At 71.8% G+C, this 25,043-nt stretch carries 25 protein-coding genes and 1 pseudogene; 11 read left to right on the forward strand and 15 right to left on the reverse strand.

Annotated elements, in window-relative coordinates; genetic code table 11:
- Positions 1-8: 8 nt before the first annotated feature.
- From ACZ7L1_RS01440 to ACZ7L1_RS01450, 3 genes are read right to left on the reverse strand one after another with little or no spacing between them, the layout of a single operon-like run.
- Complete coding sequence (locus ACZ7L1_RS01440) at positions 9-1,943, reverse strand: anthranilate synthase family protein (RefSeq protein ID WP_471433206.1); 1,935 nt, start codon at positions 1,941-1,943, stop codon at positions 9-11.
- On the reverse strand, positions 1,940-2,596 hold the full coding sequence (locus ACZ7L1_RS01445; RefSeq protein ID WP_471433208.1) for an isochorismatase family protein: 657 nt from the start codon (positions 2,594-2,596) through the stop codon (positions 1,940-1,942). Before ACZ7L1_RS01445 ends, ACZ7L1_RS01440 begins: the two co-directional genes overlap by 4 nt.
- Positions 2,593-3,837: a 3-deoxy-7-phosphoheptulonate synthase gene (locus ACZ7L1_RS01450; protein ID WP_471433209.1), complete on the reverse strand. Its 1,245-nt coding sequence runs from the start codon at positions 3,835-3,837 to the stop codon at positions 2,593-2,595. Before ACZ7L1_RS01450 ends, ACZ7L1_RS01445 begins: the two co-directional genes overlap by 4 nt.
- Before the next feature lie 216 nt (positions 3,838-4,053).
- Between ACZ7L1_RS01450 and ACZ7L1_RS01455 the strand changes: the two genes are divergently transcribed.
- The 6 genes from ACZ7L1_RS01455 (at position 4,054) to ACZ7L1_RS01480 (ending at position 10,581) form a co-directional block, all read left to right on the forward strand.
- Positions 4,054-5,394 carry a preATP grasp domain-containing protein gene (locus ACZ7L1_RS01455; RefSeq protein ID WP_471433211.1) on the forward strand — a complete coding sequence of 447 codons (1,341 nt, stop codon included), beginning with the start codon at positions 4,054-4,056 and terminating at the stop codon, positions 5,392-5,394.
- The gene (locus ACZ7L1_RS01460; RefSeq protein ID WP_471433213.1) at positions 5,394-6,134 is read left to right on the forward strand and encodes an SDR family NAD(P)-dependent oxidoreductase; all 741 of its coding nucleotides are present in this window, start codon (positions 5,394-5,396) and stop codon (positions 6,132-6,134) included. Before ACZ7L1_RS01455 ends, ACZ7L1_RS01460 begins: the two co-directional genes overlap by 1 nt.
- A gap of 147 nt (positions 6,135-6,281) precedes the next feature.
- Complete coding sequence (locus ACZ7L1_RS01465; RefSeq protein WP_471433214.1) at positions 6,282-7,523, forward strand: ATP-grasp domain-containing protein; 1,242 nt, start codon at positions 6,282-6,284, stop codon at positions 7,521-7,523.
- Positions 7,524-7,544: 21 nt separating this feature from the next.
- Entirely contained in the window at positions 7,545-8,927 is a 1,383-nt protein-coding gene (locus ACZ7L1_RS01470; RefSeq protein WP_471433215.1) for a preATP grasp domain-containing protein, read from the forward strand.
- Positions 8,924-9,787, forward strand: coding sequence for an LLM class F420-dependent oxidoreductase (locus ACZ7L1_RS01475; RefSeq protein ID WP_471433217.1), 864 nt, complete (start codon positions 8,924-8,926; stop codon positions 9,785-9,787). The genes ACZ7L1_RS01470 and ACZ7L1_RS01475 overlap by 4 nt, the downstream gene beginning before the upstream one ends.
- A gap of 29 nt (positions 9,788-9,816) precedes the next feature.
- On the forward strand, positions 9,817-10,581 hold the full coding sequence (locus ACZ7L1_RS01480; RefSeq protein WP_471433219.1) for a class I SAM-dependent methyltransferase: 765 nt from the start codon (positions 9,817-9,819) through the stop codon (positions 10,579-10,581).
- Positions 10,582-11,016: 435 nt separating this feature from the next.
- On the opposite strand, the gene ACZ7L1_RS01485 is transcribed toward ACZ7L1_RS01480, so the two are convergent.
- A complete protein-coding gene (locus ACZ7L1_RS01485; RefSeq protein ID WP_471433221.1) occupies positions 11,017-11,241 on the reverse strand; it encodes a hypothetical protein in 225 nt (74 codons plus the stop codon).
- Positions 11,242-11,588: 347 nt separating this feature from the next.
- Between ACZ7L1_RS01485 and ACZ7L1_RS01490 the strand changes: the two genes are divergently transcribed.
- Entirely contained in the window at positions 11,589-12,677 is a 1,089-nt protein-coding gene (locus tag ACZ7L1_RS01490; RefSeq protein ID WP_471433223.1) for a glycoside hydrolase family 5 protein, read from the forward strand.
- Positions 12,678-12,699: 22 nt separating this feature from the next.
- Here ACZ7L1_RS01490 and ACZ7L1_RS01495 read toward each other — a convergent pair.
- The 6 genes and pseudogenes from ACZ7L1_RS01495 to ACZ7L1_RS01520 all read right to left on the reverse strand — a co-directional run.
- Positions 12,700-12,974, reverse strand: a pseudogene (locus ACZ7L1_RS01495) (hypothetical protein); the annotation flags it as partial.
- Between the two features lie 3 nt (positions 12,975-12,977).
- Entirely contained in the window at positions 12,978-13,448 is a 471-nt protein-coding gene (locus ACZ7L1_RS01500; RefSeq protein ID WP_471433225.1) for an ATP-binding protein, read from the reverse strand.
- Between the two features lie 5 nt (positions 13,449-13,453).
- Complete coding sequence (locus ACZ7L1_RS01505) at positions 13,454-14,140, reverse strand: LutC/YkgG family protein (protein ID WP_471433226.1); 687 nt, start codon at positions 14,138-14,140, stop codon at positions 13,454-13,456.
- A 40-nt stretch (positions 14,141-14,180) separates the two neighbouring features.
- Positions 14,181-15,659 carry a LutB/LldF family L-lactate oxidation iron-sulfur protein gene (locus ACZ7L1_RS01510; RefSeq protein WP_471433524.1) on the reverse strand — a complete coding sequence of 493 codons (1,479 nt, stop codon included), beginning with the start codon at positions 15,657-15,659 and terminating at the stop codon, positions 14,181-14,183.
- A gap of 20 nt (positions 15,660-15,679) precedes the next feature.
- Positions 15,680-16,483, reverse strand: coding sequence for a (Fe-S)-binding protein (locus ACZ7L1_RS01515; protein ID WP_471433227.1), 804 nt, complete (start codon positions 16,481-16,483; stop codon positions 15,680-15,682).
- A gap of 26 nt (positions 16,484-16,509) precedes the next feature.
- Positions 16,510-18,261 carry an L-lactate permease gene (locus ACZ7L1_RS01520; RefSeq protein WP_471433230.1) on the reverse strand — a complete coding sequence of 584 codons (1,752 nt, stop codon included), beginning with the start codon at positions 18,259-18,261 and terminating at the stop codon, positions 16,510-16,512.
- Positions 18,262-18,466: 205 nt separating this feature from the next.
- On the opposite strand from ACZ7L1_RS01520, the gene ACZ7L1_RS01525 reads away from it, so the two are divergent.
- Positions 18,467-19,234 (forward strand): FadR/GntR family transcriptional regulator, encoded by a 768-nt coding sequence (locus ACZ7L1_RS01525; protein ID WP_471433232.1) that lies wholly within the window; start codon positions 18,467-18,469, stop codon positions 19,232-19,234.
- A 175-nt stretch (positions 19,235-19,409) separates the two neighbouring features.
- Here ACZ7L1_RS01525 and ACZ7L1_RS01530 read toward each other — a convergent pair whose 3' ends face one another.
- Together ACZ7L1_RS01530 and ACZ7L1_RS01535 are read right to left on the reverse strand one after the other, a co-directional pair.
- The gene (locus tag ACZ7L1_RS01530; RefSeq protein WP_471433233.1) at positions 19,410-19,625 is read right to left on the reverse strand and encodes a hypothetical protein; all 216 of its coding nucleotides are present in this window, start codon (positions 19,623-19,625) and stop codon (positions 19,410-19,412) included.
- On the reverse strand, positions 19,618-20,205 hold the full coding sequence (locus ACZ7L1_RS01535; protein WP_471433234.1) for a TetR/AcrR family transcriptional regulator: 588 nt from the start codon (positions 20,203-20,205) through the stop codon (positions 19,618-19,620). Before ACZ7L1_RS01535 ends, ACZ7L1_RS01530 begins: the two co-directional genes overlap by 8 nt.
- Positions 20,206-20,443: 238 nt before the next feature.
- Between ACZ7L1_RS01535 and ACZ7L1_RS01540 the strand changes: the two genes are divergently transcribed.
- Complete coding sequence (locus tag ACZ7L1_RS01540) at positions 20,444-21,088, forward strand: CBS domain-containing protein (RefSeq protein WP_471433236.1); 645 nt, start codon at positions 20,444-20,446, stop codon at positions 21,086-21,088.
- A gap of 28 nt (positions 21,089-21,116) precedes the next feature.
- Here the strand turns inward: ACZ7L1_RS01540 and ACZ7L1_RS01545 are convergent, their stop codons facing one another.
- Positions 21,117-21,302 (reverse strand): DUF397 domain-containing protein, encoded by a 186-nt coding sequence (locus ACZ7L1_RS01545; RefSeq protein WP_471433237.1) that lies wholly within the window; start codon positions 21,300-21,302, stop codon positions 21,117-21,119.
- Positions 21,299-22,147 (reverse strand): helix-turn-helix domain-containing protein, encoded by an 849-nt coding sequence (locus tag ACZ7L1_RS01550; RefSeq protein ID WP_471433239.1) that lies wholly within the window; start codon positions 22,145-22,147, stop codon positions 21,299-21,301. The genes ACZ7L1_RS01545 and ACZ7L1_RS01550 overlap by 4 nt, the downstream gene beginning before the upstream one ends.
- A gap of 153 nt (positions 22,148-22,300) precedes the next feature.
- Between ACZ7L1_RS01550 and ACZ7L1_RS01555 the strand changes: the two genes are divergently transcribed.
- Together ACZ7L1_RS01555 and ACZ7L1_RS01560 are read left to right on the forward strand one after the other, a co-directional pair.
- On the forward strand, positions 22,301-22,741 hold the full coding sequence (locus ACZ7L1_RS01555) for an ATP-binding protein (protein ID WP_471433242.1): 441 nt from the start codon (positions 22,301-22,303) through the stop codon (positions 22,739-22,741).
- Positions 22,742-22,954: 213 nt separating this feature from the next.
- A complete protein-coding gene (locus ACZ7L1_RS01560) occupies positions 22,955-24,196 on the forward strand; it encodes an MFS transporter (RefSeq protein ID WP_471433244.1) in 1,242 nt (413 codons plus the stop codon).
- 41 nt (positions 24,197-24,237) lie between these two features.
- Here the strand turns inward: ACZ7L1_RS01560 and ACZ7L1_RS01565 are convergent, their stop codons facing one another.
- Positions 24,238-25,038: an ABC transporter permease gene (locus ACZ7L1_RS01565; RefSeq protein ID WP_471433526.1), complete on the reverse strand. Its 801-nt coding sequence runs from the start codon at positions 25,036-25,038 to the stop codon at positions 24,238-24,240.
- Between the last annotated feature and the right edge of the window lie 5 nt (positions 25,039-25,043).

Raw genomic sequence — 25,043 nt, forward strand, 5'->3', positions numbered from 1 at the left:
GGCTGCTCTCACTTCAGGGCGTACGAGACGGGGGCGGGCGGCGAGGCCGGGTGCGGGACGTGGCGCGGCAGGAGTTCCTCCAGGGTGTCCGCGAGGACGCCGAACCCGTCCGTGCTGAGCACCGACTCCGGGTGGAACTGGAAGGAACGCAGCCCGGGCGCCCGCAGGGCGTGCACCTCGCCCGTCGCCTCGTCCCGGCAGACGTCGACGCAGCGGTCCAGGATCCCCGGCGGCAGGGTGCCGGTGCCGGCGCGGGCGGCGAAGGTGTTGTAGAAGCCCACCCGCACCCGCCGGCCGAACAGGTCGATCTCCCGTCGCAGCCCCTGGTTCGGGCGCTCGCGCCGGACCAGTTCCAGCCCCAGGAGCCCGCTGAGCACCTGGTGCCCGAGGCAGACGGCGAGCAACGGCCGTCGTAGGGCCAGCACGTCGCGCAGGATCGCACGCAGCGCCGCGATCTTCGGATGGGCGAGGTCACGGGGATCACCGGGACCGGGGCCGGCCAGCACCAGGTCGTACGCGGCCGGATCGACGGCCTCGTCGTACCGGCGCACCGTCACCTCCGGTCCCAGCGTACGGATCTGGTGCGCCAGCATGGCGGTGAAGCTGTCCTCCGCGTCGATCACCAGGATCCGGTGGCGGGGGAGGGCGGCCGGAGGGCCGTCCTCGCCCTGTCCGGCCAGCCAGAACCGTGCCAGCCCCGTGTTGCGGTCCTTGAGCGCCCGGCGAACCGCGGGCTCGTCCGCCAGCGGCCGGCGGCCGGTCCCGCGCGAAGCGGCCCCGGGCGGCGGGCCCTGCAGCGCGCGCAGCAGGCCGGCCGCCTTCGCCCGGGTCTCCGCCGCCTCCGCGGCCGGGTCGGAGTGCCGTACCACGGTGGCGCCGACGCCGAGGCTCAGGGCGCCCGAACGGTCGATGTGCGCGGTACGGATGAGGATCGCGGAGTCCAGCTCCGGCAGGCCCCGCGGGTCGGTGCCGATCAGGGCCAGCGCGCCACTGTAATAGCCGCGGCCCTGCGGCTCGTAGCGGGCGATGGCCCGGCAGGCGCTCTCCAGCGGGGAGCCGGTGACGGTCGGGGCGAACAGGGTGCGCCGCAGCACCTCGTGCACGGGCAGCGTGGAGCGGCCCTCGATGAAGTACTCGGTGTGCGCGAGGTGCGCCATCTCCTTCAGCCGGGGGCCGACGACCCGGCCGCCCTCCTCGCACACCGAGGCCATCATCTTCAGTTCCTCGTCGACCACCATGTACAGCTCGTCCGACTCCTTGGTGTCGGCGAGGAACTCGAGCGTTCCGGCGAGGCTCGGACCGTCCTCGGGGAACCGGTAGGTGCCGCTGATCGGATTCATGACGGCCGTACCGTCCCGCAGGCTGATGTGGCGTTCGGGGCTGGCGCCCACGAAGGTGTGCTCGCCCGTGTACACCGCGAACGTCCAGTAGGCGCCGCCCTCCTGGAGCAGCAGCCGGCGCAGCAGGGCGCAGGCGAGCCGGGGGGAGTAGCCGTCGATGCGGGCGGTGAAGGAGCGCCTGACGACGAAGTTGGCGCCCTCGCCGCGCCCTATCTCCTGCGCGATCAGCCGGCGGACGGTGTCGGCGTACGTGTCGTCGTCGACGTCGAACCCGGCGTCCGTCAACGTGATCGGCTCGTCGGGGAGTCCGCGCAGCGCCTCCTGGAGGGGCAGCGTCCACTGCTCGTCCACGGCCAGGGCGAGCAGCGGCGCGTGGTCCTCCGGGAACGCGAAGCCCCGCTCGCCGATCTGACGGTACGGCAGCACCGCGAGCGTCTGGTGACGGCCTCCACGGGGGTCGGGTGCGGGCAGTCGGTCAAGGCTCCGCAGTTCGCTGACGTCGCCGGTGAGCACCTCGACGACTCCGGGGGCGGACTCCGGACGGTGGAGCAGCGCGAAGGGACGGACGTCCGGCCCCTGCCACAGGGTCTGAAGCGGCCTCATTCCGCCCCCTCCCCGCGCAGCAGGGCCTCGACGACCTGCTTGGTGGTCGGTGTCGCCGCGCAGGCGTGGCCCGCGTACGACACGGCCAGGCGGTGGTCCTCGGCGCTGAAGTCGGCCACCGCGTCGGTCACCAGGAACGGCTGGATGTCGTGGCCGAAGGCGTCCACGGCGGTGATCAGACAGCCGAGGTGCGCGTAGACACCGCAGACGATGAGCTGGTCGCGGCCCGCGGCGCGCAGCAGGTCCAGGAGCGGGGTCCGCTGGAAGGCGCTGTAGCGCCACTTGGTCAGCACCCGGTCAGCCGCGGCCGGTGCGAGCTCGTCGACGACGAGCCGGTCCTCGGGGGCGGCGGCCATGCCGGGACCCCAGAACGCCCCGAGCAGCCCGCGCTGTTCCTCGGTCATGCCGCCGGGCTGAGCCGTGTAGAAGACGGGCACGCCGACCGAGGCGCACGTCTGACGCAGCAGCACCGCGTTGGGCAGCGCCACCGACAGCGGCGGGACGTCCTGGCGGAACGGGCGCAGGAAGTACCGCTGCATGTCGTGGACGAGCAGCGCGGCACGGCGCGGGTCGGGACGCCAACCGGTGCGGTCGGCTCCGGTGAGGGCCTCCACGGGCAGGTCGTAGGGGGCGATGGGGTCGATCGAGGTCATCGGACGTCCTCCTCGGTCCCGGGCGCGCCGGCGCACCGCCACGCCTCCACGGCGGCCAGCGCCTGGGCGCGGTTGAGGCGGGGATCGCACAGTGTCGTGTAGGCGGCGGGGTCGTCGGGCCGTGCCTCCGAGGCGTGCCACAGGCATTCGGCGACCGGTTCGGGGGTCGCCTCCAGGTGCAGGCCGCCGGCCACGCCGCCCGACGCCTGGACGGCGGCGCAGAAGGCCCGTATCTCGGCCACGGCCGTGGCGACGACGCGGGTCTTCAGACCGTCCGGCGCGGTGATCGTGTTGGCGTGCAGCGGGTCGCACAGCCACAGCACCGGGTGGCCGGCCGCGCGTACGGCGGCGACGAGTCCGGGCAGCCGGCGGGCCGCCTGGCCGGGCCCCATCCGGGCGATCAGGGTGAGCCGGCCCGGCGTGCGGTGCGGATCGAGCAGGGCGCACAGCCGCAGCAGCGCGGCGGTGGTCATGGTGGGGCCGACCTTGCACGCCACGGGGTTGGCCACCTCCGCGAGCAGCCGCACGTGGGCGCCCTCCGGGTCGCGGGTGCGCTCGCCCACCCAGGGCCAGTGGGTGGAGGTCAGCAGCAGCCGGCCGTCCGGGGTCCGGCGGGCGAGGGGCAGCTCGTAGTCGAGCACCAGGGCCTCGTGGCTGGTCCAGATCCTGCGGTGCGGCACACCCGGCGCGCCGTGCTCACGCAGGAACTCCACCGCGGTGCGGGCCGCCGCGTAGCAGGTGAGCAGCCGGCCGGGGTCCGGTCTGCGGGCCGCCGGGTCGGGGTCGGGGGCGTTGACCATCAGGCCGCGGAACGACGGCAGGGCGACACCGTCGACCACTTCGGTCGCCCGGGACCGCGGCTTGGCGAACTGGCCGGCGATGCGTCCGACCGCCACGGTCTCGCGGCCCGTCGCGGCGCTCAGCGCAGCCGCCAGGGTGCTCAGCAACTCCGCCTTGGCCGAGAGCCGTTCGGGTACGCAGTGTCCGGGGTCCTCGGCACAGTCCCCGGCCTGGACGACACCGAGGGCGCCGGAGGCCGCCTCGGCGAGCAGTGCGCCGAACGTGTCGGCCTCGTCCTCGTCGACAAGTCCGGGGAGTTCGGTCAGGGTCTTCACGGCGGGTTCCGCCGTCTGGTGCCACTCCGGCTGCTGGTGGGCCGGGAACCGCCGCCAGTGCCGGATCTCGTCGTCCGGCAGGGGCCTCAGGCCGACGCCGGAACCGGCGAGCGCCTGTCCATTCACCTCATGGTCTCCTCGATCGACCGGGCGGAATACGCACCGGAAGCCTACGGAGGGGTGATCCGAAAAGCACCTACTCACTTGGGTAGGTGGGCGGTGATCCGCCTTTCTCCCGACCTACCCGGTCGAGTAGTTGCTGGAATTCGAAGGGCCCCTGGATCCTGTCCTTCGGCGTCGGTCGCTCACAAGGCGGAACCTTACCCGGAGGCAAGCACGACAATGGCCAAAATCATCATCGGAAACCAGCTGACCGAGGAGACCGTCGAAGGCGACCGCGCTCTCCCGGCCGAGTACCTCACGTACCTCGCCGCGGTGACCCACCGCCTGGCCTGGTGCGCGGGGGCGAACGACATCATCGTGCTGCCCACCGAACCGGACCCGGAATTCCTCTCGTACGTGTGGCGGAGGCTCGGCATCGAGGATTCCCGCCCGGTTGTGCTGGTGCCGCCGCCGGGCCGCCAGGGAAGTGCACTGCTCTACGACGACCGGCTGCATCATCCGGAATTCATCGGGCAATTGCAGAAGCTCGCGGCCGAACGCGGCGCCGACCGGCTCTTTCCCTTCTATGTGGATGCCGCGACAACAGGCCTTGCGGAATCCCTGGAACTGAAGGATCCACTGCCCGCGGCCGCCTTCCTGCGAGCCGGCGGGAACGAACTCGTCAACAGCAAGACGTTCTTCCGTACGCTGGCCGCCGGGATCGGCATACCCGTGCCCCAGGGCCGCACCGTCGCCTCCGTCGACGAGGCGGCGGAGTTCGTCCGGCCGCTGCTGCGCGCAGGGCAGCCGGTGATCGTCAAACAGGACGTGCACGGCGGCGGATACGGCAACGAGATCCTGACACCGGCCGAGGGCCTTCAGGGGTACGGCGCCGAGCGCGTCACCGTGCTCGACCCCCTCGACGACACCGCCCTGCTCCGGCATCTGGCCGGGTCCTGGGACCGCTACAGCCACGACGGCCGCCGCCGGGTCGTCGTGGAGGGGTACATCGACGGCTCCGTCCCCATCTACATCGAGCTGTACATCACCGACGAGGACGTCACCACCGTCGGCTACGGCGAGATGCGCATGGCGCCCGTCAACAACGGCCTGGTCATCCCGCCGCCCTCGGCGGACCTGCCGTCCTTCCCGGGCTTCCTGGACCACGCCCGGCGCATCGGCGACACCGTGCGGGCCCTCGGCTACCGGGGGCCGATGAGCATCGACGCGATCGTCGTGCCCTCCGGGGAGATCCTCTTCAACGAGTTCAACGGACGCGTCGGCGGCTCCACGCACATCCACCGTATCGGCGCCCATCTGCTGGGCCCCGAGCACTGGCGCGACCGCGCCCTCATCGCCCGCAGCCGCTGCGGCTGGGACTCCCTGGCCCGGGCGGTGGCGACCCTCGAGGAGCACGGCCTGGCGTTCGACCCGGCGACCAGGACCGGGGTCGTCATCGCCGGTGACAGCCACGGCACGCCCGGCCCCTCCGGGCAGTGCCTGATCGTGGCGCCCGACCTGCCCGAGGCACAGGCCATGGAGGCCCGGCTGATCCGGGTCCTGGGCCTGGAGGACGACTGATGCGGACGGCCCTGGTGACCGGGGGTGGTTCCGGCATAGGACGGGCCACGGCCGTCGCCCTCGCGGCCCAGGGGGCGAAGGTGGTCGTGGCCGGCCGACGAGCACACACGCTGATCGAGACCGTCAAGGCGATCGAGGAGAACGGCGGCACCGCCTCCCACGTCCTCGCCGACATCACGCTCCCCGAGGAGGCGGCCCGCGCGGCCGGTGCGGCCGTCGACCGCTACGGCAGCCTGGACACCGCGGTCAACTGTGCCGGGCTGCCGTCCTGGGGCCTGGCGGCCGACATGGCGCCCGCCGAGTGGGAGGAGGTCGTCTCCGTCAACGTCAACGGCACCTGGCTGTGCATGAAGTACGAGATCGAGCACATGCTGCGCCAGGGCGGCGGCACCATCGTCAACGTCTCCTCACGGATCGGCCCGCACATGCGCGTGACCCACCAGTCCGCGTACGCGGCCAGCAAGTCCGCGCTCAGCACGCTCACCCGCTCCGCGGCCCGCGAGTACATCCCGCACGGCATCCGCATCAACGCGGTCAGCCCCGGCCCCACCGACACCGCGATGGCCGTCTGGCCCGGTGAGACCCCCGCCGACCGGGACGACCGGGTGGCCCGCGACATCCCCGCCGGCCGTCTGGCCCGCCCCGAGGAGATCGCCGCCGCGGTGCTGTGGCTGGCCTCGCCGGCCGCGGCCTTCGTCGTGGGCCACGACCTGGTGATCGACGGCGGACTGAGCGCCTAGGGCCGCTCGCCGGATCATGCCATGCCCCGGTCTGACGCACACGAAAGACCCTGGCCACCCACGTGCGCGTCACGGGGCGCGCCCCCGCCCGCGACCGGCCCGATCCACCGCACACCGCCCGGCCCGCACCAGAGAGGACGACCATCCATGTCCGCACTCCGTGTGGCCGTCGTCGACGGCTACTCCACCGGGGCGCAGCTCGTGAAGGAACTGCTCGACCGCGGCGCCGAGGTGCTGCACGTGCGCAGCGGCCCCACCGTCGCCCCGTACTACGCTCCCACCTTCCATCCCGCCGACTATGCCGAGGACCTCGGCTACGACCCCGACCCGCAGGCGGTCGCGGCCCGACTCACCGAGCGCGGCGTGCGGCACGTCGTCGCCGGCACCGAGAGCGGCGTCGTCCTGGCCGACCGGCTGGCGCAGCTGGCCGGCCTGCCGGGCAACGACGTCGGCCTGGCGCCCGCCCGGCGCAGCAAGTTCCGTATGGCCGAGGTGCTGCGCGCGGCCGGCCTGGACGCCCCGCTCAGCACGCTGGTGACGTCCGCCGACGAGGCGGCCCGGTGGTTCACCGGCAGCGGACTGGACGCCGTGGTGGTCAAGCCGGTCGACAGCGCCGGCTCCGATCACGTCCGCATCTGCCGTACGGCTGCCGAGGCGCGGCGGGCCGCCGCAGCCGTGCTGGACACGGCGAACCTCTTCGGCCACCGCAACGACACCGCCCTGGTCCAGGAGTTCCTTCAGGGACCGGAGTACTACGTCAACACGGTCTCCGTGGGGGGCCGGCACATCGAGGTGGAGACCTGGCGGTACACCAAGGACCGCACCCCCGAGGGCGCGCCGGTCTTCGACTTCGAGGAACCCGCCGACCCCGGGGCACCGGAGATCCGCGACCTCCACGCCTACCTGTGGCGGGCGCTGACCGCGCTCGGCATGCGCACCGGCGCCGCCCACAGCGAGGTGGTGCTCACCGCCCGCGGTCCGGTGCTGATCGACCCTGGCGCCCGGCTGGGCGGGGGAGTGCTGCCCTGGGTCTCCGCGAAGCTCGCGGGCCACTCCCACGCCGGCCTGCTCGCCGCCGCGATCGCCAACCCGGCGGAGCTGTCCGCGGCCCGGTTGCCGTTGCGCTGGGAGCAGCCCGTCCGCTACGTCTCCCTGATCAACCACTTCCCCGGCACGGTCCGCGACCTTCACTGGACGTCCCGCTTCAACGGGCTGCCTACCGCGGTGGCCGTCGCCGCCGTCGCCCGTCCCGGGGACGAACTGCCCCGCACCCGCGACCTGTTGACCTCACCCGGCTTCGTCTATCTCAGCGCCGCCACCCGGGAGCGGATCGAGGCGGACTACCAGACGATCCGCACCTGGGAGCGCAGCCCTCTGTACACGTCATGACGCAAGGAGGCGAGGAGCGGCATGGGGACGCTTGTGATCAGCAATCTGGGCAGGCTCATCACCGGCCATCCCGACGACGTCGGGGTCCTCGGGCCACCGGCGGCCTTCCAGCCGCCCTACCTGCGCTATCTCCAGGCGCAGTCCCATCGCACCGTGTGGTTCGCCCGTCCCGGTGACGTGCTGCTCGTCCCGACCCCCGTCGACGGCGCGTTCCTGAGCCATGCCACGGCACTGCGCGGCTTCACGCCCGACGATCTGGACGTGCTGGTGCACGAGCCGGGCGCCGGCTTCGCAGACCGGCTGCGGGAGGCGGTGCGGCGCCGGGGCGTGGACCGTGCCTGGCCGTACTACTACGACCGTACGGCGGCCGCGCTGATGCGTGGACTCGGCCTGCCCGTGGCCGACTTCGCGGCACAGGGCGGCGCCGAGCTGCTCAACAGCAAGGTGATGTTCCGCGCACTCGCCGCGGGCGCGGGCGTACCCGTCGCCGAGGGCCGGGTGCCCGTCTCCCGGGCCGACGCCGAGGAGTTCGTCCGGACACTGCTGGCGGACGGGCGCAGCGCCGTCGTGAAACAGGACTTCCACGTCGGCGGGCTCGGCAACGAGATCGCGAGCCCGGCCGCGGGGCTCCTCCCGATCGGCGCCAACCGGGTCGAGACCTGCACGGACGAGGAGGCCGTGGCGCGGTTCGTCGCCCGCCAGTGGGGTGCCGACGACACACCGGGCCGCCCCCCGATCGTCGTCGAGCACTACGTCCCCGACTGCCGGTCGGTCTACGCCGGCTACCGGATCGACGAGAGCGGGGTGTCCCTGTACGGGCACGGCGAGATGCGCATGACGCCCGTCATCAACGGGCTGATCACACCGGGCCCTTCGGCCGGCACGGCGGAGTTCGCCCGCTTCCTGCGCCACGCCGAGCGGCTGGCCGGTGCTGTGCGCGCCCTGGGCCACCGGGGGCAGCTCAGCGTGGACGGCGTGCTGACGCCCGACGGCGACACGTTCCTCACGGAGATCAACGCCCGCTCCGGCGGCGCCACGCACGACCACTGCATCCTGCGCACACTGGTCGGCCGGGACGACCGGGTGCTTCTGGACCGCCGTCGCTGCGACTTCCCTCCCCTCGGCACACTGCTGTCGGAGCTCCACGCGCAGGGCCTGGCCTTCGACCCGGTGAGCCGCACGGGTGTGGTCGTCACGGTCCACGACGGCGGCACCGGCTCGGAGACCGGCGAGTTCGCCGTGATCGCGGAGGACCTGGCGGCCGCCGAACAGGCGGAGAAGGCGGTCGAGGCCCTGCTGCACGGGTGGGACGGTGACGCGGCGGCGGGGAGTGCGGGCCGGGGCAAGGGCACGGGCACGGACACCGACACCGACACCGACACGGCGACAGGGGACACGGCATGAGGATCGGCATCTCCACCTTCGTGACCGACGAGGGCATCGGCCCCGTCGACCTCGGCAGGGCGCTGGAGGAGCGCGGATTCGAGTCGCTGTTCGTCGCCGAGCACACGCACATCCCGGTCAAGCGGGAGACCCCGTACGTCCCCAACCGCGAGATGTACTGGCCGGCGTACGGCGAACTGCCGAGGATCTACTACCGGACCATTGATCCCTTCGTCACGCTCACCGCCGTGGCCACCGTGACCCGGCGCCTGCTGGTGGCCACCGGCGTCGCTCTCGTCGTCGAGCGGGAACCGATCAACCTGGCCAAACAGGTGGCCTCCCTGGATCTGCTCTCGGGGGGACGGCTGCTCGTCGGCGTGGGCGCCGGCTGGAACCGCGAGGAGATGCGCAACCTCGGCACCGACCCGCGCACCCGCATGGCCCTGATGCGTGAGCGCGTCCTCGCGATGAGGGAGATCTGGATGCGGGAGGAGGCCGAGTTCCACGGCGAGTTCGTGGACTTCGACCCCATCAGGTCCTGGCCGAAGCCGGTGCAGCGGCCGCATCCGCCCGTCCTGGTCGGCGGCGACGGGCCCGGTGTCCTCGACCGTGTCCTGGAGTACGGCGACGGCTGGGTGCCGATCCTCGGCAAGTCGGTCGACGCACTGGCCGCCCGGATCGCGGAACTCGGGGTGCGCGCCGAGGAAACGGGCCGCGCCCCCGTTCCCGTGACCGTCTACGGCGTACCGCCCGACCGCGAGGTGCTGGCCGGCCTCGCCGAGGCGGGCGCGGACCGGGCGCTGCTGCAGCTGCCGACCGCACCCAGGGACGAGTCGCTGCGCGAACTCGACCGGTTCGCGGTGTTGAAGGACAACCTCTGAAACCGGTGCGACGGAGAGGAAGAAGACCGATGCTTCCACCGGTCGACTACAGCCGACGCCTCTTCGCGGGCTACGCCCGCGGACGCGCGCTGACCGAACGGACCGCGGCCGTGTGGCGGGCGGCGTTCACCCGCCACGCGCCCCCCGAACGCCCGCTCACCGTCCTCGACCTGGGCTGCGGAGTGGGCCGCTTCACCCCGCTGCTCGCCGAACTGTTCGGTGGCCCGGTGTACGGGGTGGAGCCCGCCGGCCGGATGCGCGCGGTCGCCGAGACCGACAACGCGCACCCCGCCGTCACCTATCTGGCCGGCGACGCGGGTGCCGTACCGCTCGGCACGGACACCTGCGATCTGGCGCTGCTCTTCCTGGTCTTCCATCACGTGCCGGACCGGGCCGCGGCCACCGCAGAACTCGCCCGCGTGCTGCGTCCCGGCGGCAGGGTGCTGTTGCAGAGCAGCTTCTCGGGCCGTCTGGAGGAGCGGACGTGGTTCCGCTACTTCCCCCGCGCCCGCGAGGTGGAGGACGCGATGTTCCCGACGTACGAGGAGGTCGTCGCGGTGTTCACGGCCGCCGGGTTCGCACTCGACGGCGTCGACCGCGTCGAGTGCGAGGTCGCGCCGTCCCTCGCTGCGTACGCGGACAAGCTGCGGCATCGCGCCGTCCCGACCTTCGAGTACCTCGACGAGGACGAGATCCGGGCCGGCTTCGCGGCCCTCGACGCGGACGTCGCCCGGGCCGGTGACACGGGCCCCGTCCGGGAACCGGCCGACCTCCTGGTGTTCCGCCTGGCATGAGGTGCTCCGCGCCCCGGCCCAGGCGCGGCTTGATCTCGGCAGCGGGTGCCGTTGCGGCCCGCCGCGATCAGGGTGACGTGGTGGCCTCGGGCGACCAGCGCGTCGGTGAGGTCGGCGCACATCGCCTCGATGCCCCCGTAGCCGCGCGGCGGGAGCTCGAACCACGGCGGCGCGACCATGGCGATACGAAGCGGCCGGTTGCTCACGTACGGCTCCTTTCGTCATGGGTGAGCCTTGGGGTCGCGCCCCTGCCGCTCACGGTCGCGCCCGGGCCTCCGCGCACGGCACGGCGACGCCTCGCCACGGCGTGCCATGTCATGCCCGGATGCGCGGGCGGCGGATGTGGGTGTCACCGGCCGCGGACGGCGTCGACCGCGGCGGCGGTTCGGGAGGAGGGAAAGTCGCCGGGGGAGTGCGCGGTAACGCCGCGGTGTGTCAGCGTGGCGGGTCCACCGCCGTGCAGGCGCACCGCTCCCGGGTCACCGCCACGCCGGACGGCAGCCCGGTGACCTCGGCGGTGCCGTCCTCGGTGTCCGTCACACCGACCCGTGCCGTGCCCAGCGGTACGTCGGTCAGGCGCAGGGCGCCGAAGCGGGTGGGCAGGTGCGGGTCGAGGCGGACCATGCCGTGCGGAACGCACACCTCGGTGCCCAGCAGCACGCGCAGCAGGTACAGGGGCGTGGCGGACGCCCATTCAACTTTCCTGCAAGTCCGTGCACTGCTTCCGCGGTTCGCCGGGATCGGGACCCGAGCAGCCGAACCCGCAGGCCACTTCCCGTAATGGTTTGACGAAGTCCTGTCGGATATCTTGACACCTCTGGCCGACTGCGGCGAGGCTCTCGCCCGAAAGGTGATCGTCCGAGCGTGACCGCACGTCAGGCTGCCATGGCTTCGGCTCCGTGCCTGCCGTGCCGCCCCAGGGCGCCGCAGGTTCTTCCTCCCCGGTCCGCGGTTTCGCGCGTCCGTACGCCGTCTCGCACCCCACCCGCACAGGAAGGTCCCCGCACATGTTCCGCTCCGCCCGCAGGGCCGCACAGCGCACCAGCAGGATCACCCGCACCGTCATCGCAGCGGCGGTCGCCCTGAGCAGCGGTGCCCTCATCGGCCTGGCCACCGTCCCGGCGTCGGGCGCCGACCGACCGGCCGCCTCCCTCAACCCCAGCCAGTTCAACGGCGTGAACTGGGCCGACCCCCGCGACAACTACGCCAACGACCCCGTGGTCCTGTCCGGTCTGAGCCTGTCCGACGACTACGCCACCACCTACGCCAAGGCCGGCGGCGTCATCAAGGGATTCCGCAAGAACCTCCAGGCCAACACGGTGCGGCTGCCGATCAACCCCTACACCGTGAACGGCTCGTACTGGAACTCCTACCGCGCCGTCATCGACGCGGCCACCGCCCATGGCTTCAAGGTCATCCTCAGCTACTGGGAGGGCACCGGGGCCCAGAAGGACGGGTTCGTCGACAACCTGCCGCACTTCTGGCGCATGTGGGGCACCGTCACCAGCGCCTACCAGCGCAACCCGCTGGTCTACTTCGAGCCGATGAACGAGCCGCACGGCTACACCGCGCAGGAGTGGGCCGACCTGGCGGCACAGTGGATCGGCACCTACCCGTCCGTCCCCAGGAACAGGATCTTCGTCAGCGGCAGCGGCTACAACGACAGCGTCGTCAGCGTCTGCGCGGACCACCGCCTCGACGGCACGTACCTGTCCCTGCACCACTACGGCTTCTGGAAGCAGAGCGCCACCTACTCGCAGTGGGTCAGCGACCTCAAGGCGCGCATCGGCTCGTGTGCCCCCCGCACGGTCGCGGACGAGTTCGGCGCTCCCATGACGACCGGCCTGGACTACAACCAGCCCGCCTCGGTCAGCACCGACCCGAACTCGGTGGCCTTCATCCAGGCCGACACGGACGTCTTCCGGGAGCTCCACATGGGCTCGGTCTACTGGCCCGGGCTGCGCACCGGCGACATCTACAGCATCCAGACCCTCACCGGCAGCGGCACCCACCTGGGCCTCGCCACCACCAACGCCTCCGGCGCGGACCGCCTGGCCTGGGCGTGGGGCAAGGGGCACCCGGCGACCGAGAACTGACGCGAGAACTGATCGAGAACCAGCGGGGCCAGTGTGTGAGCGCCACGTGCAGGGCATCCACGGCCTTGCCCCAGGACGCCTGTACGACACGTGGCGCTCGGAAGCCGCCGGTCGCCTCCAGGGCGCGGCAACCGCGCGAAGGCGGCCGGCGCTCCCCCCGGCGCGTCCGGCGACGGCGGCCGCGATGTGGTCGGTCATCTCGCCGCCTGCCGGCAAGGCGATGTGGGTGCGCAGGTCCTGCACATTCCTGACGTGCAGACAGAGGCCGGCGTCCTTCACGCCGAAGTGGCGGGCCACGCGCTACACGGCTGCCAGGAGTGCCCAGGCGGTCGTGCCATGCCGCGTGTGATGCACTCCGCAGCGCTGGGTCAGCGTCTCCACCATCCACAGGCCCCTGCCGCTCTCCGTCATGCTGCCGTCGCGGGCGGGCCGTGCGTTCGGCCGTCGCCACCGCCCGCTGTCGACGACCTCTATCCTCAGCTCGGAGGGGCCGCGGAAAAGGCGCAAGGTGAGTTCGGAGGCACCGCTGTGCACAACGGTGTTGGTGACGAATTCCGAGATGACGACGTCTGCCGACTCGGCCGTCGCTTCCCCGACGCCCCATGCCGCCAGCCGGCTGCGTGCGAAGGCCCTGGCCCGCGCCGGCGTACGCCGCTCGGCGGGCCAGGTGCAGCACGCGGTCGCCGACGCCCTGGCGTCCTCGGGGCGGCGCGGGGGAGTGGGCAGGGGTGACCCGCCGCCGCGGTTCGGCAGTCGGTCAAGCGCGGGCATCACTCTCACCTCCCTGGCGCACCGGCCCTGGACGCCGGTGGAGAGGTTCCCTGCACGACAAGGACCTCCAACGTGCGCGGGCCGTGCACGCCTTCGACCCGCTCGAGTTCGATGTCACTGGTCGCCGACGGGCCTGAGACGAACGTCAGCGGCCGTGTCGGGTCCAGCCCGGCGAGTGCTTCGGGCACGGATGCCACGACCTGCTCGGTGCGCACGATGCACAGGTGGTAGTCGGGCAGCAGGGTCAGCGCGCGCCGTCCCTGGCCCGCGCCGCCGTCCAGCACGAGCGTTCCGGTCGAGGCGATGGCGGAGGCCGCCGTGGTGACCACCCCACCGGTGCGCTCCAGGTCGGCCACCGGAAGCCGGGGAGTGTCGCTGAGCACCCGGTCCGGATCCAGCGCGGAGCGCCACGGACCGGGGAAGCCCTCGGGGACCACCACGCAGTCGGCCCCGCGTGCGGCGACGGCCTGACGCACGGCCCCGGCGACCTCGTCCGGGGCCACCCGCCGCACGACGGCCCCGTAGTCGCCCAGCCGCTCGGCCAGGAGGTCCACCGCGGCGGACGACCCGGGCGGCGGCATGCCGCCAAGGGAGTAGTCCCGCGGCACGGGGACGTCCTCGGGGCGTTCACCGGCCGGGACGTCCGCCAGTGCGCGGCGGATGCGGTCCAGCACCTCGGTGCGTGCGTTCATGGGGGTCTCCTCACGTACGGAGCGGCCTGGAGGCCGGCAGTCAGCGGTCTTCGCCCAACGGGGAGGGGCCCGCGGGTCCTTGGTCCTCGGGCCGGGAATGTCGGTGGGTTCTCCTCCACCAGGCCCGGAAGCTCTCGGCGGCCGGGGCCGGCGCGTCACGGGCGTCGGTCCACCCGGCCGCCGGGCCGGGCAGGCGTCCCACCTTTCCGCCACGGGTGACCAGCCGCCCGGCCACGGAGGCCGTGCGCTGCGCGGCCGCCAGGCGGGACGGGCCGGAGAGCACCCAGCGTGCGGCCGCCATCGCCATCCGCTCCGGGTTCGGCAACAGCCGCCCGCGCTGCTCGTCGACGACCCGGGCCCGCAGATGGACCAGCACCTCCGGGATGTCGATCTTGACGGGGCAGACCTCATAACACGCGCCGCACAAGGTGGAGGCGTACGGCAGCGAACGGTCCACCGCCGAGGCCGTGCCCCTCAGTTGCGGGCTGAGCACGGCACCGATCGGGCCGGGGTAGACGGACCCGTAGGCGTGACCGCCCACGCGCTCGTAGACGGGGCAGACGTTCAGGCAGGCCGAGCAGCGGATGCAGTTCAGTACCTGCCGGCCGATCGGGTCGGCGAGTGCGTCGGTCCGGCCGCCGTCCACAAGCACCAGATGGAAGGTGCGCGGTCCGTCGTCGGCAGTCGTTCCGGTCCAGGTGGAGGTGTACGGGTTCATCCGCTCCCCGGTGGAGGAGCGGGGCAGCAACTGCAGGAAGATCTCGAGGTCCTGCCAGGTGGGGACGACTTTCTCGATGCCGGCCACCGAAATCAGCGTCTCCGGCAGAGTCAGGCACATCCGCCCGTTGCCCTCCGATTCGACCACGACCGCGGTTCCGGTCTCGGCGACGAGGAAGTTCACGCCCGAGACGGCCACCTTCGCCCGCAGGAACTTCTCCCGCAGGTGCGACCGGGCGGCCGCTGCCAGCCGCTTGGGGTCGTCGTTCAGATCGGCGGGTGCGGCGGTGCCGTGCGTGCCCATCGTCTGAACGAAGATCTCCCGGATCTCCGCACGGTTGCGATGGATCGCGGGCACCAGGATGTGCGAGGGGCGGTCCTCACCGAGCTGGACGATCAGTTCAGCCAGATCCGTCTCGTATGCCGCGATACCCGCCTCGGCCAGCGCGGCGTTGAGGCCGATCTCCTGGGTGACCATCGACTTGACCTTGAGGACCTCCCGTTCACCGGTCGCGCGTACCAGGTCGACGACGATCCGGGAGGCCTCCTCGGCGTCCCGCGCCCAGTGCACCTGCCCGCCGGCCGCCGTGACCCGCTCCTCCACCTGCAGCAGATAGCGGTCCAGATGGCGCAGCGTGCGCTCCTTCACGGCCCGCCCCGCCTCGCGGAGCTCCTCCCAGTCGGCCAACTCGCCCACCGCCTCGGCCCGCTTGCCGCGGATGGCGGTGGTGGCGTGCGCGAGATTCCCGCGCAGCCGGGTGTCGGCCAGGGCAGTGCGGGCGGCGTCGGGGAACGCCGGCATGCCCAGGAACGTCGTGTCCTTCACCGGGCTTCCCTCCCTTCGGGGTTGTCGCAGGACGCCGGCGCGTGCGGCGCAGGCGTGCCGGCCGGTGCCGCCGCGGTCTCGGTGGCGGCCAGGATCTCCGCGAGGTGCAGGGTGCGGACCCCCGTGCGCAGTCGGGACAGCAGCCCGCCGATGTGCATCAGGCAGGAGTTGTCGCCCGCGCACACCACCTCGGCGCCGGTGTCGAGCACGTGCCGTACTTTGTCCGCGCCCATCGCCACGGAGGTGTCGGCGTTCTTCAGCGCGAACGTGCCGCCGAAGCCGCAGCACTCCTCGGCTGCCGGGAGTTCGACCAGATCGATGCCGCGGACAGCACGCAGCAGAGTGAGCGGCCGGTCGCCCACGCCGAGCATCCGCAGCGAGTGGCAGGTCGGGTGATAGGTGACCCGATGCGGGAAGTACGCCCCGACATCCGTCACCCTCAGCACGTCGACCAGGAACTCCGACAACTCATACACCCGCGGCATGCCCTGGACGGCCGCCGCGAGCCGGGCATCGCCCGCCGCCTGGGCCACACGCCCGTGGTACTCGCGCACCATGGCCGCGCACGAACCCGACGGGGTGACCACCGCGTCGTATCCGGCGAACACCTCGGTGAAGCGCTGCACAAGAGGCACGCACTCGCGCTGGTAGCCGGTGTTGAAGTGCATCTGGCCGCAGCAGGTCTGTCCCTCGGGGAAGTCCACTTCGCAGCCCAGACGCTGAAGCACCGTCACCACCGCCCGTCCGGTCGCGGGGAAGAGGGTGTCGTTGAAACAGGTGATGAACAGGGCGATCCGCATGTATTCCTCCTATGCGCGGCGGCGCGTTACGGCAGCATCCACGCCAGGACGTTGGACTGCAGGAAGACCAGCAGGCACAGAGCCAGCAGGAGCAGCAGGCTCCATCGGATGGCCGCTCTGAACAGCTCCGCCTCGCGGCCCGTCAGCCCCACGGCGGTGGCCGCGATGGTGAGGTTCTGCGGACTGATCATCTTGCCGACGACGCCGCCGGAGGTGTTGGCGGCCACCAGCAGCGTCGGATCGAGGCCGGCCTTGGTGGCGGCGGTCTGCTGCAGCGTCGCGAACAGCGCGTTGGCCGAGGTGTCCGATCCGGTCACCGCCGTACCGAGCCAGCCGAGGACCGGCGACAGGAACGCGAAGGCCGTACCCGCGCCGGCGATCCAGGTGCCGATGGTGATGGTCTGGCCCGACAGGTTCATCACGTACGCCAGCGCCAGGACGGCTGCCACGGTCAGCATCGCCCAGCGGAGTCTGGCGGCCGTGTCGGCGAACTCACGGCCCGCACGCGCCGGGCTCACCCGGTACAGCACGGCGACCACGATGCCCGACAGGACGAGCAGGGTGCCGGGTGAGGAGAGCCAGGGAAAGACGTAGACCGTGGCGGACGACGGCTTCCCGGCGGCGGTGAGGACCTGCCCGTCGAGTCCGGGCCAGGCGATCTTGAGGTCGGTGGAGGCGAGGAATTCCTTGACCGGGGCGACCAGCTTGGCCACCGAGAAGATCACGATGATGATCAGATAGGGAGCGAAGGCCATCGCGATCCGCTCGGCGTCCGGGTGCTGCGCTCCCGTCCGGCCGGGTGCGGGGAGGGCGTGGGTGGTGGCGGCGCCCCCGGTTCCCGGCCGGGCGGGAACCGCGGCCGGTCCGCCCGTGGCGTCGGCGGGCGAGCCAGGGCCGCCCGCTGCGCTCTCCGCGTCGCCGCCCTCGGCCTGGGCACGCAGATCGGCGCTCGCCCGAGCCCCGCCCTGCGGCCGCCAGACACGCAGGAAGAGGACGGCGGCGACCAGCCCGGCGAGCGAGGCGACGATGTCGGTCAGCTCCACGGACAGGTAATTGGAGCTGACGAACTGGGCCAGCCCGAACACCGCACCGCACACCAGCGCCGCCGGCCAGGTCTGCCGCACGCCGCGCCGACCGTCGACCAGAGCCACCAGCAGCAGCGGCACGAACAGCGCGAGCAGCGGCGTCTGGCGTCCCGCATAGGCGCCGATGTCCGTGTAGGGGATCTTGGTGAGGTTGCCGGCGGTGATGATCGGGATCGCGATCGCGCCGAATGCGACCGGGGCCGTGTTGGCGACCAGGACCGTCACGGCCGCCCGCATGGGGGCGAAGCCGAGCCCCATGAGCATCACTCCGGTGATCGCCACCGGTGCGCCGAATCCCGCCAGTGCCTCGAGGAGCCCTCCGAAACAGAAGGCGATGATGATCGCCTGAATGCGGGGGTCGTCGCTGATCAGGCCGAACGCTCGGTGCAGGTCCTCGAACCGGCCGCTGACTTCGGTCAGCTGATACACCCAGATCGCCGCCAGCACGATCCACATGATCGGAAACAGCCCGAAGGCCGCTCCCTCACTGGCCGACAGCAGGGCGAGACCTCCGGGCATGCGGTAGCCGAACACCGCGACGGCCACGGCCACGGCGAGCGACGCCAGGCCCGCCCAGTGGGCCTTCCAGCGCGCGCCTCCGAGCAGCGCGAACAGCGTGAGCAGGGGGAGCGCCGAAACGAGCGAGGACGCCGCGAGGCTGTCGGCGACCGGGGAGAGATCAGGCTGGAACATGCAGCACCTCACATGCGGCCTTGGTCGGACCGGCTTTGGTCAGACCATGCTTTGGACTTCCACGCTAAGCAGCGGTTTCCGGCCATGTCTAGATGTCGATCCAGGAAACTTACTTTGGTCAGACCAAATACTGGGCGCGCCAAGCTATGATCGGAGGCGGACGCGGCTGAGCATGCGAGCCGCCAACGCGCTGAGAGGGCATTCCATGGCTGAGACGACCGCGGCGTGGGAGCCGGTGCCGCGCTCCCGCACCTTCGAGCTCGTCCTCGCGCGGATCGAGGAGCAGATCCTCTCGGGCAACCTCCGCGTCGGCGACCGCCTCCCACCCGAGCGCGAGCTGGTCGATCTCCTGGGCGTCAGCCGTGCCGCGGTCCGCGAGGCGCTGCGTGTCCTGGAGGCTCAGGGCGTCCTGCGCTCGCGCGTGGGCACCGGCCCCACCTCGGGCAGCATCATCGCCGCCATGCCCAGCCACGGCCTCACGCAGTTGCTGCGCCTGCACATCGCGCTGGCCAACTTCCCCCTGGGCGACGTCGTCGAGGCCCGTGCCACCCTCGAGCGCAGCAGCGCCCGCCTCGCCGCCACCAAGGCCACCGAGGAGGACCTCGCCCGGATACGCGAGCCGCTGGAGCGCATGGACGCGATCGGCCTGTCGCGAGAAGAGTTCAACGACTACGACACCGATTTCCACGCCGCCATCGCCGAAGCCGGCGGCAACCGGCTCATGACCGACATGACCGTCGCCGTGCGCAGCGCCGTCCGCCACACCCTCCTGACCGTCTTCCACAAGATCGACGACTGGGAGGAGGTCGCCTCGCGGCTGCGTGCCGAGCACCACGCGGTGTACGACGCCATCGCGGCGGGAGACGCGGAAGCGGCCGGCGACCTGGTGGAGGCGCACGTGCGCGGCTTCCATCACGACATCGTCCGCGCGGTCGTGGAGGACCCGGAAGGCGGTATCGCCGGGGTGTGGTGAGGGCGCTACGCCTACGGACCCGGGCATGGGCTCGTTGGCCGCGTCTGCGGTTCCTGCGATCAGGTACCGGTGACGTCGGCGGCGGCCAGTGCGCCGATCAGAAGCCTCGCGAACTCCTCCGGGTGCTCCGCCATGCCCACATGGCCGCCCGGGAACTCCGGGAACGCCGCGCCGGTCAACCCGGCCGCCGACGTGGACGTGCGGTGGAGGAGCCCATGGCGGGAGTCGACTCCGGCGCCGAGGGTGAGACGTGCGGAGGCGGCCGTCTGGGCGGTGATGTCACGGCGAGGTGGTCCGTCATGCGGTCGAGCCCCATGGGGTGCCCGGCGCCACCGGGGACGACGAGCAGCACGGGACCGCTGCCGCGCACGTCGTAATGGAGGTCAGTCATGGTCCTCGGTCTCCTCACGGGGCCAGTTCTCCAATGCGACATGCAGGGCGTCGACGGCCTTGCTCCAGGACGCCTCCACGTCGCGGGGAGCACCGAATCCGCCGGTCGCCTCCAGGGCGCAGTAACCGTGGAAAGTGCTGCGCAGCAGGCGTACGGCGTCGGTGAGATCGGGCTCGTCAAGGCCGTAGGCGCGGAGCATGCCGTAGGTGATCTCGGCGGTGCGCTGCATGGCCGGGGAGTCGGCCGCGAGCGACTGGTCGATGCGGATCTGGGTGGCCGCGTACCGTCCCGGGTGCCGGTGGGCGTACTCCCGGTAGGCGCCGGCGAAGGCGGCCAGCGCCTCCTTGCCGGCGCGCCCGGCGACGGCGGCGGCGATGTCGTCGATCATCTCGCCGCCGGCGAGGAGCGCGACGCGGGTGCGCAGGTCCTGAACGTTTCTGACGTGCGAGTACAGGCTGGCGTCCTTCACCCCGAAGTGGCGGGCCAGTGCGGAGACGGTGACGTTCTCGAAGCCGGCCTCGTCCGCGAGGTCGGCTGCCGCCGCGACGATCCGCTCGACGGTGAGTCCGGCACGGGGCATGGCAAGTCCTTAAACCTAGGGGTCCTAGGCAGCAGCCTAGCCTAGGTAGGGCCCACTCGCGCGCGGATTGCGGTGCCAGGCCGAACGGCACTGGTCGCTCGCGCGGCATGGTGTTGTGATGGGTGGGTGGAACGGCGTGGACGTGCCGGCGGGGGCGGCGGGGGCGACGCGTCGTGCGCCGTCCGCTCCGGCGGTCCGACCGCTGCCGCCTCGTCGCATCGTGGAGGAGGCTGATGTCATGCTGCACCGCCGCACGGTCGGTGACGTGATGACCGAGGAGGTGGTCACCCTGCGCCCCGACGCATCGTTCCACGAGGTCGCCGCCCTGCTGGACGCGAACGACATCGCCGCGGCACCGGTCGTCGACGAGGACGGCGCTCCCATCGGTGTCGTGTCCGCCTCCGACGTGCTGCGGCACGAGACCGGGATGCCGGACCCGCGGGGGCGGGACGGGGACGACGAACGTGCCTGGGGAAAGGCGCGGGCCCGGGCGGCGGGCGCGCTCATGAGCAGTCCCGTTCACACCGCCCGCGCCGACTGGACGATCCCCCGGGCCGCGCGGGAACTCCGCAGGCGGCACGTGAAGCAACTGCCGGTCGTCGACGACAACGGCCTGCTCACCGGCATCGTCAGCCGCAGCGACCTGCTGGACGCCTTCATTCGCCCCGATGTCGAGATTCGCAACGAGGTCGAGCAGGATGTCCTGGGACGCATCCTCGGTCTGGACGAGGGGACCATCGCGGTCGAGGTCCGGGAGGGTGCCGTCACCCTGCGGGGCCAGGTGCCGGAGCCGCGCCTCGGACCGGTGATGGTGGGGTTGTGCCAGGGCGTCGACGGTGTCGTCGACGTGGACGCCCGTCTCGTCACCGCCCGGGCGCGTTAGGGTCCCTGCGGTCGGCGTGGGCGCTGCGTCATTCGCCTGTGGCGAACTCTATGAACTCCGACCAGGCGGTGGGGGAGAGGGTGAGCTGCGGGCCGGTGGCGTTCTTCGAGTCGCGGACGTGGATGGTGGTGGGGCGGGTGGCTACTTCGACGCAGTCGCCGTCACCGCTGCTGCTGTAGCTGCTCTTGAACCAGGCCAGTTCGGTGGTGCTCATAGCGCTCCTCGCATCCGCTCCAGCAGGCTCCGGGAGTCGCCCGGGGAAAGAGCCTGTGAGCGCAGTTTCGCATAACGCATGTGGAGCACACTGATCGATTTCGGGTCGGCGACGAACTGGCCGCTTCGCTGCCCTTCGCAATACCCGAACCATTCGTTCTCTGGGGTCTCGAGCAACTGGATCGGGCCCGCCATGCCCGCGTGGGCCCCCAGGCCCATAGGCAGCAACTGTGCCTCCACGTTTCGGCGTTTCGTGATCTCCAGGATGTGGTCGATGAGTTCACGAGTGACGTCCCGACCGCCGGTCTCCCGTTGGATGACGTACTCCTCGATGATGAAGCTGTACGCAGTGTTGGGCCGCTCGACAAGCAGGCGCTGGCGCTCCTCGCGGGCGGCGAGCTGAGCCTCGATCTGCGAGTCGGTCAGCACAGGCACCTGCTCGTCGAACAGTGTGCGCGCATACGCCTCCGTCTGTAGAAGCCCCGGCACCAACCGGCACTCGTACGTGTACAGACTGATCGCCTGCTCCTCCAGGTCCGCCCACTTGCGGAACCACGACGCCAGCCCTGCCTCGCGCCCCACATGCTTGTAGACCCCGCGCAGCGCCCCGAACGCGTCCAGTACCTCTTCCGCCCGCTCGACGAAGGCGCGCGGCGGGAAGCGTCGGCCCTGTTCGATGGACGCCACCGTCGCCGGTTGGTAGCCGACGAGTGGCGCGTACTCCTCCTGCGTGTAGCCCGCCCGCTTGCGGAACGCCTTGTGTGCCGCCCCGAACGCCTTCATGCTGTCGGACGGTTCGGGCTCGCTCGTGGGCGTGGTCGTGCTGCTGATGGTGCTTTCGGTCATTGGCGTAACCCCCCGTGCACTGGTGACAACCCCGCAAGTGCCCCCAGAGTCACGCACCGTGACTCCCACTGTCCACGCCGTGAACTCGTACGGTGTGCAGCGTACGAGTGCCGCGCCTGGTCATGCCCCTGTGACCTGCGGAACCGTCGGACCATGCACGCAGATCCCGAGCTTCAAGCACCCGTCACCGTACGTACGTTCACCCAGCTGTTCAGCTCTACACCGAGAGGTGCCCGGCTCGCGCGGCGGCTCGTGGCGCACCGCTTGGACGCGTGGGGGTTCCCGTACGACAGCGACGCCGGCCGGAACGTGGCCCTGGTCGTCGCCGAACTCGCCGCCAACGCCGTCCGGCACGGCCGCGTCCCCGGTCGTGACTTCCGGGTCCGGCTGCTGTGGCAGGGCACCGGTGTCGTACGTGTCGAGGTGGCCGACGCGCGGAGTGAACGGCTGCCCGTGCTGCGGGAACCGGACGGCGAAGGCGGGTACGGGCTCAGGCTCGTGGCCGCGGTCTGCGAGCGGTGGGGCACGGAACCGCGGCCGGGTTGCCCGTACAAGGTGGTCTGGGCGGAGGTGAGCGTCAGGCGTTCGGGTTGAGGCCGTTGGACTGGCCCGTGCAGGCGGAACACGATGCCGTTCGACGGCACGCCGTCGGCCACCGTCGCCCATGGCCGCCCCAACGGAAAGGTCGCCGTGTCGCAGACGGCACGAGCGTGGTGAGACGGCGCCAGGCCGCGGCCGGGTCGGCGTACGGTGGTACCTCTTGATCGTTCGTCACGCTCGAACGTGTGTGTGCGGGGGGAGCTGCCGGTGCGGGAGGCCGAAGGTGCGGGATCGCCGGGGCGGAACCGGGACTTCGGGATCTTCTGGGCCGCGCAGACCCTCTCCGTCCTCGGTGACTCCTTCGCCCTGATCGCGCTGCCGCTGTTGGTGTTGGAGGCGACCGGGTCCGTCGCTCGCATGGGGCTGTTGACGGCGGTCGGAGGTGCGGCGTCGGTGCTGGCCGGGGTGTTCGCCGGTGTGGTGGTGGACCGGTTGGACCGCAGGAAGCTGCTGATCGCCTGCGACCTGGTGCGGATGGTGCTGTACGGGCTGGTTCCCCTCGTGTGGCTCGCCGGACCGCGGGTCTGGCTGCTGTACGCGGTGCTGCCGCTGTGCGAGGCGGTCGGAATGGTGTTCTCGGTCGCGTACGTCACCGTGGTGCGGGGCCTGGTCGACGGCGAGCGGATCACCGCCGCGAACGGCCGGCTGAACGCGACGGCCGCGGCGGCGGGGGTGGTCGGCCCGCTCGGCGCGGGTGTCGTGGCCGCGTGGACGGGGCCGGCCGGAGCCGTCGCGGTGGACGCGGTGAGCTTCGGCGTGTCGGCGGTCTGCCTCACCCTTGTACGGCTCCGGCAGTCCCCGCCGCCCGATGCGGCAGCGACCCGGCGGGGACTGTGGAAGGACCTGCTGGCGGGGGCGTCCTTCCTGTGGCGCCACCCGGTGCTGCGCGCCCTGACCGTGCTGCTGTCCCTGTTCAGCTTTCTGGAGCTGGGCCTCAACGACGTGCTCATCTACCACCTCAAGCACGACCTCGGGCAGAGCGACGGCACCGTCGGCACCGTCCTCGCGGTCGGCGCTCTGGGAACCATCGCCGGGGCCCTGCTGGTGGCACGCGTACGGCAGGGGCTCGGTTTCGGGCCCACCTGGATCGGGGCCGTGACCGTCTGCGGCTGCGCGCTCGCCGGCATCGGCTGGGCCCGTCACGTACCGGCCGTCGCCTTCCTCATGGCGGCGTTCCTCGGATGCGTCAGCATCGCCGGGACCTGCTCCATGTCCCTGCGCCAGCAGGTGACCCCCGAGCACCTGCTGGGCCGGGTCACCTCCGCGTTCTGGACGCTCCACTACGCGGCGGCCCCGGTCGGCGCGGCCGTGCTCACCTGGGGGGCCCAGCACCACGGCACGGCGGCGGTGGGGGCGGTGGCCGGGTCCTGCTGCGTGGGCATCGCGGCCCTGGCCCTGCTCACACCCGTACGGACCCGGGACCCGGAGACGGCCGCCGAGGCCGCCTGAGCGGCCCCGGCGTCGTCAGAGCCTGTGACACCCACAGGCTCTCAGCCGTTCACCCCCGTGTAGTGCCCAAGGCTCCAGCGCCACAGCAGCCGCGACCCCAGATACGCCAGCAGCCCGAGCAGCGGTGAGGCCGCCGCCAGCCAGTACGGGGCGCCGGTGTCGTGGCCGTGGCCGGTCAGCACCGCCGCCGGGAAGTACGCCACGAACGCGAGCGGCAGGCCGAAGGTCAGAAAGCCCCCCACCGCCTTCGGCAGGACGTTCAGCGGATAGCTGCCGAAGGTGCCCAGGAGCTCCTCCAGCCAGCGACCCCAGTAGTCGGCGGCCGGGAACCGCAGTGACGCACAGGCCACCGCCGTGAACAGGGCAGCCTCCAGGAGCATGCCGCCGACGAGCGAGAGGATCAGGTAGGTGATCCTGCCCGCCGTCCAGTCCAGCTGGCTGCGGCCGAGCGCGCCCGCCATCAGGCCCGCCGCCACCGTCAGGTCACCGATGGCGTTGGTGGGGAAGAACTGCAGCTGGACCTGGCGGTACACGGGCATGGGGCGCAGCAGGTACGCGTCGATCCTGCCCTCCTGGATGTGCCGGCCCAGTCCGTGTACCCGGCCAAGGAACAGCACGAACAGGCCGTGCGCCAGCATCCGCGTCGCCGGGATGAGGAGCACGTCCGAACTGTCCCAGCCGCCCATCCCGGTGAACCGGGTCAGTAGCACCGTCGCGAACACGATCACCGAAACCTGCCAGACGGCACCGATGGCGATCATCATCAGGAACTCGGTTCGGTACTCCAGCTGGGCACGGAAGTTGAGACGGGTGATCCGCCATGCGATGCGCAACGCCTTCACCGACA

It is taken from the genome of Streptomyces sp. NPDC107546 (assembly GCF_055639175.1).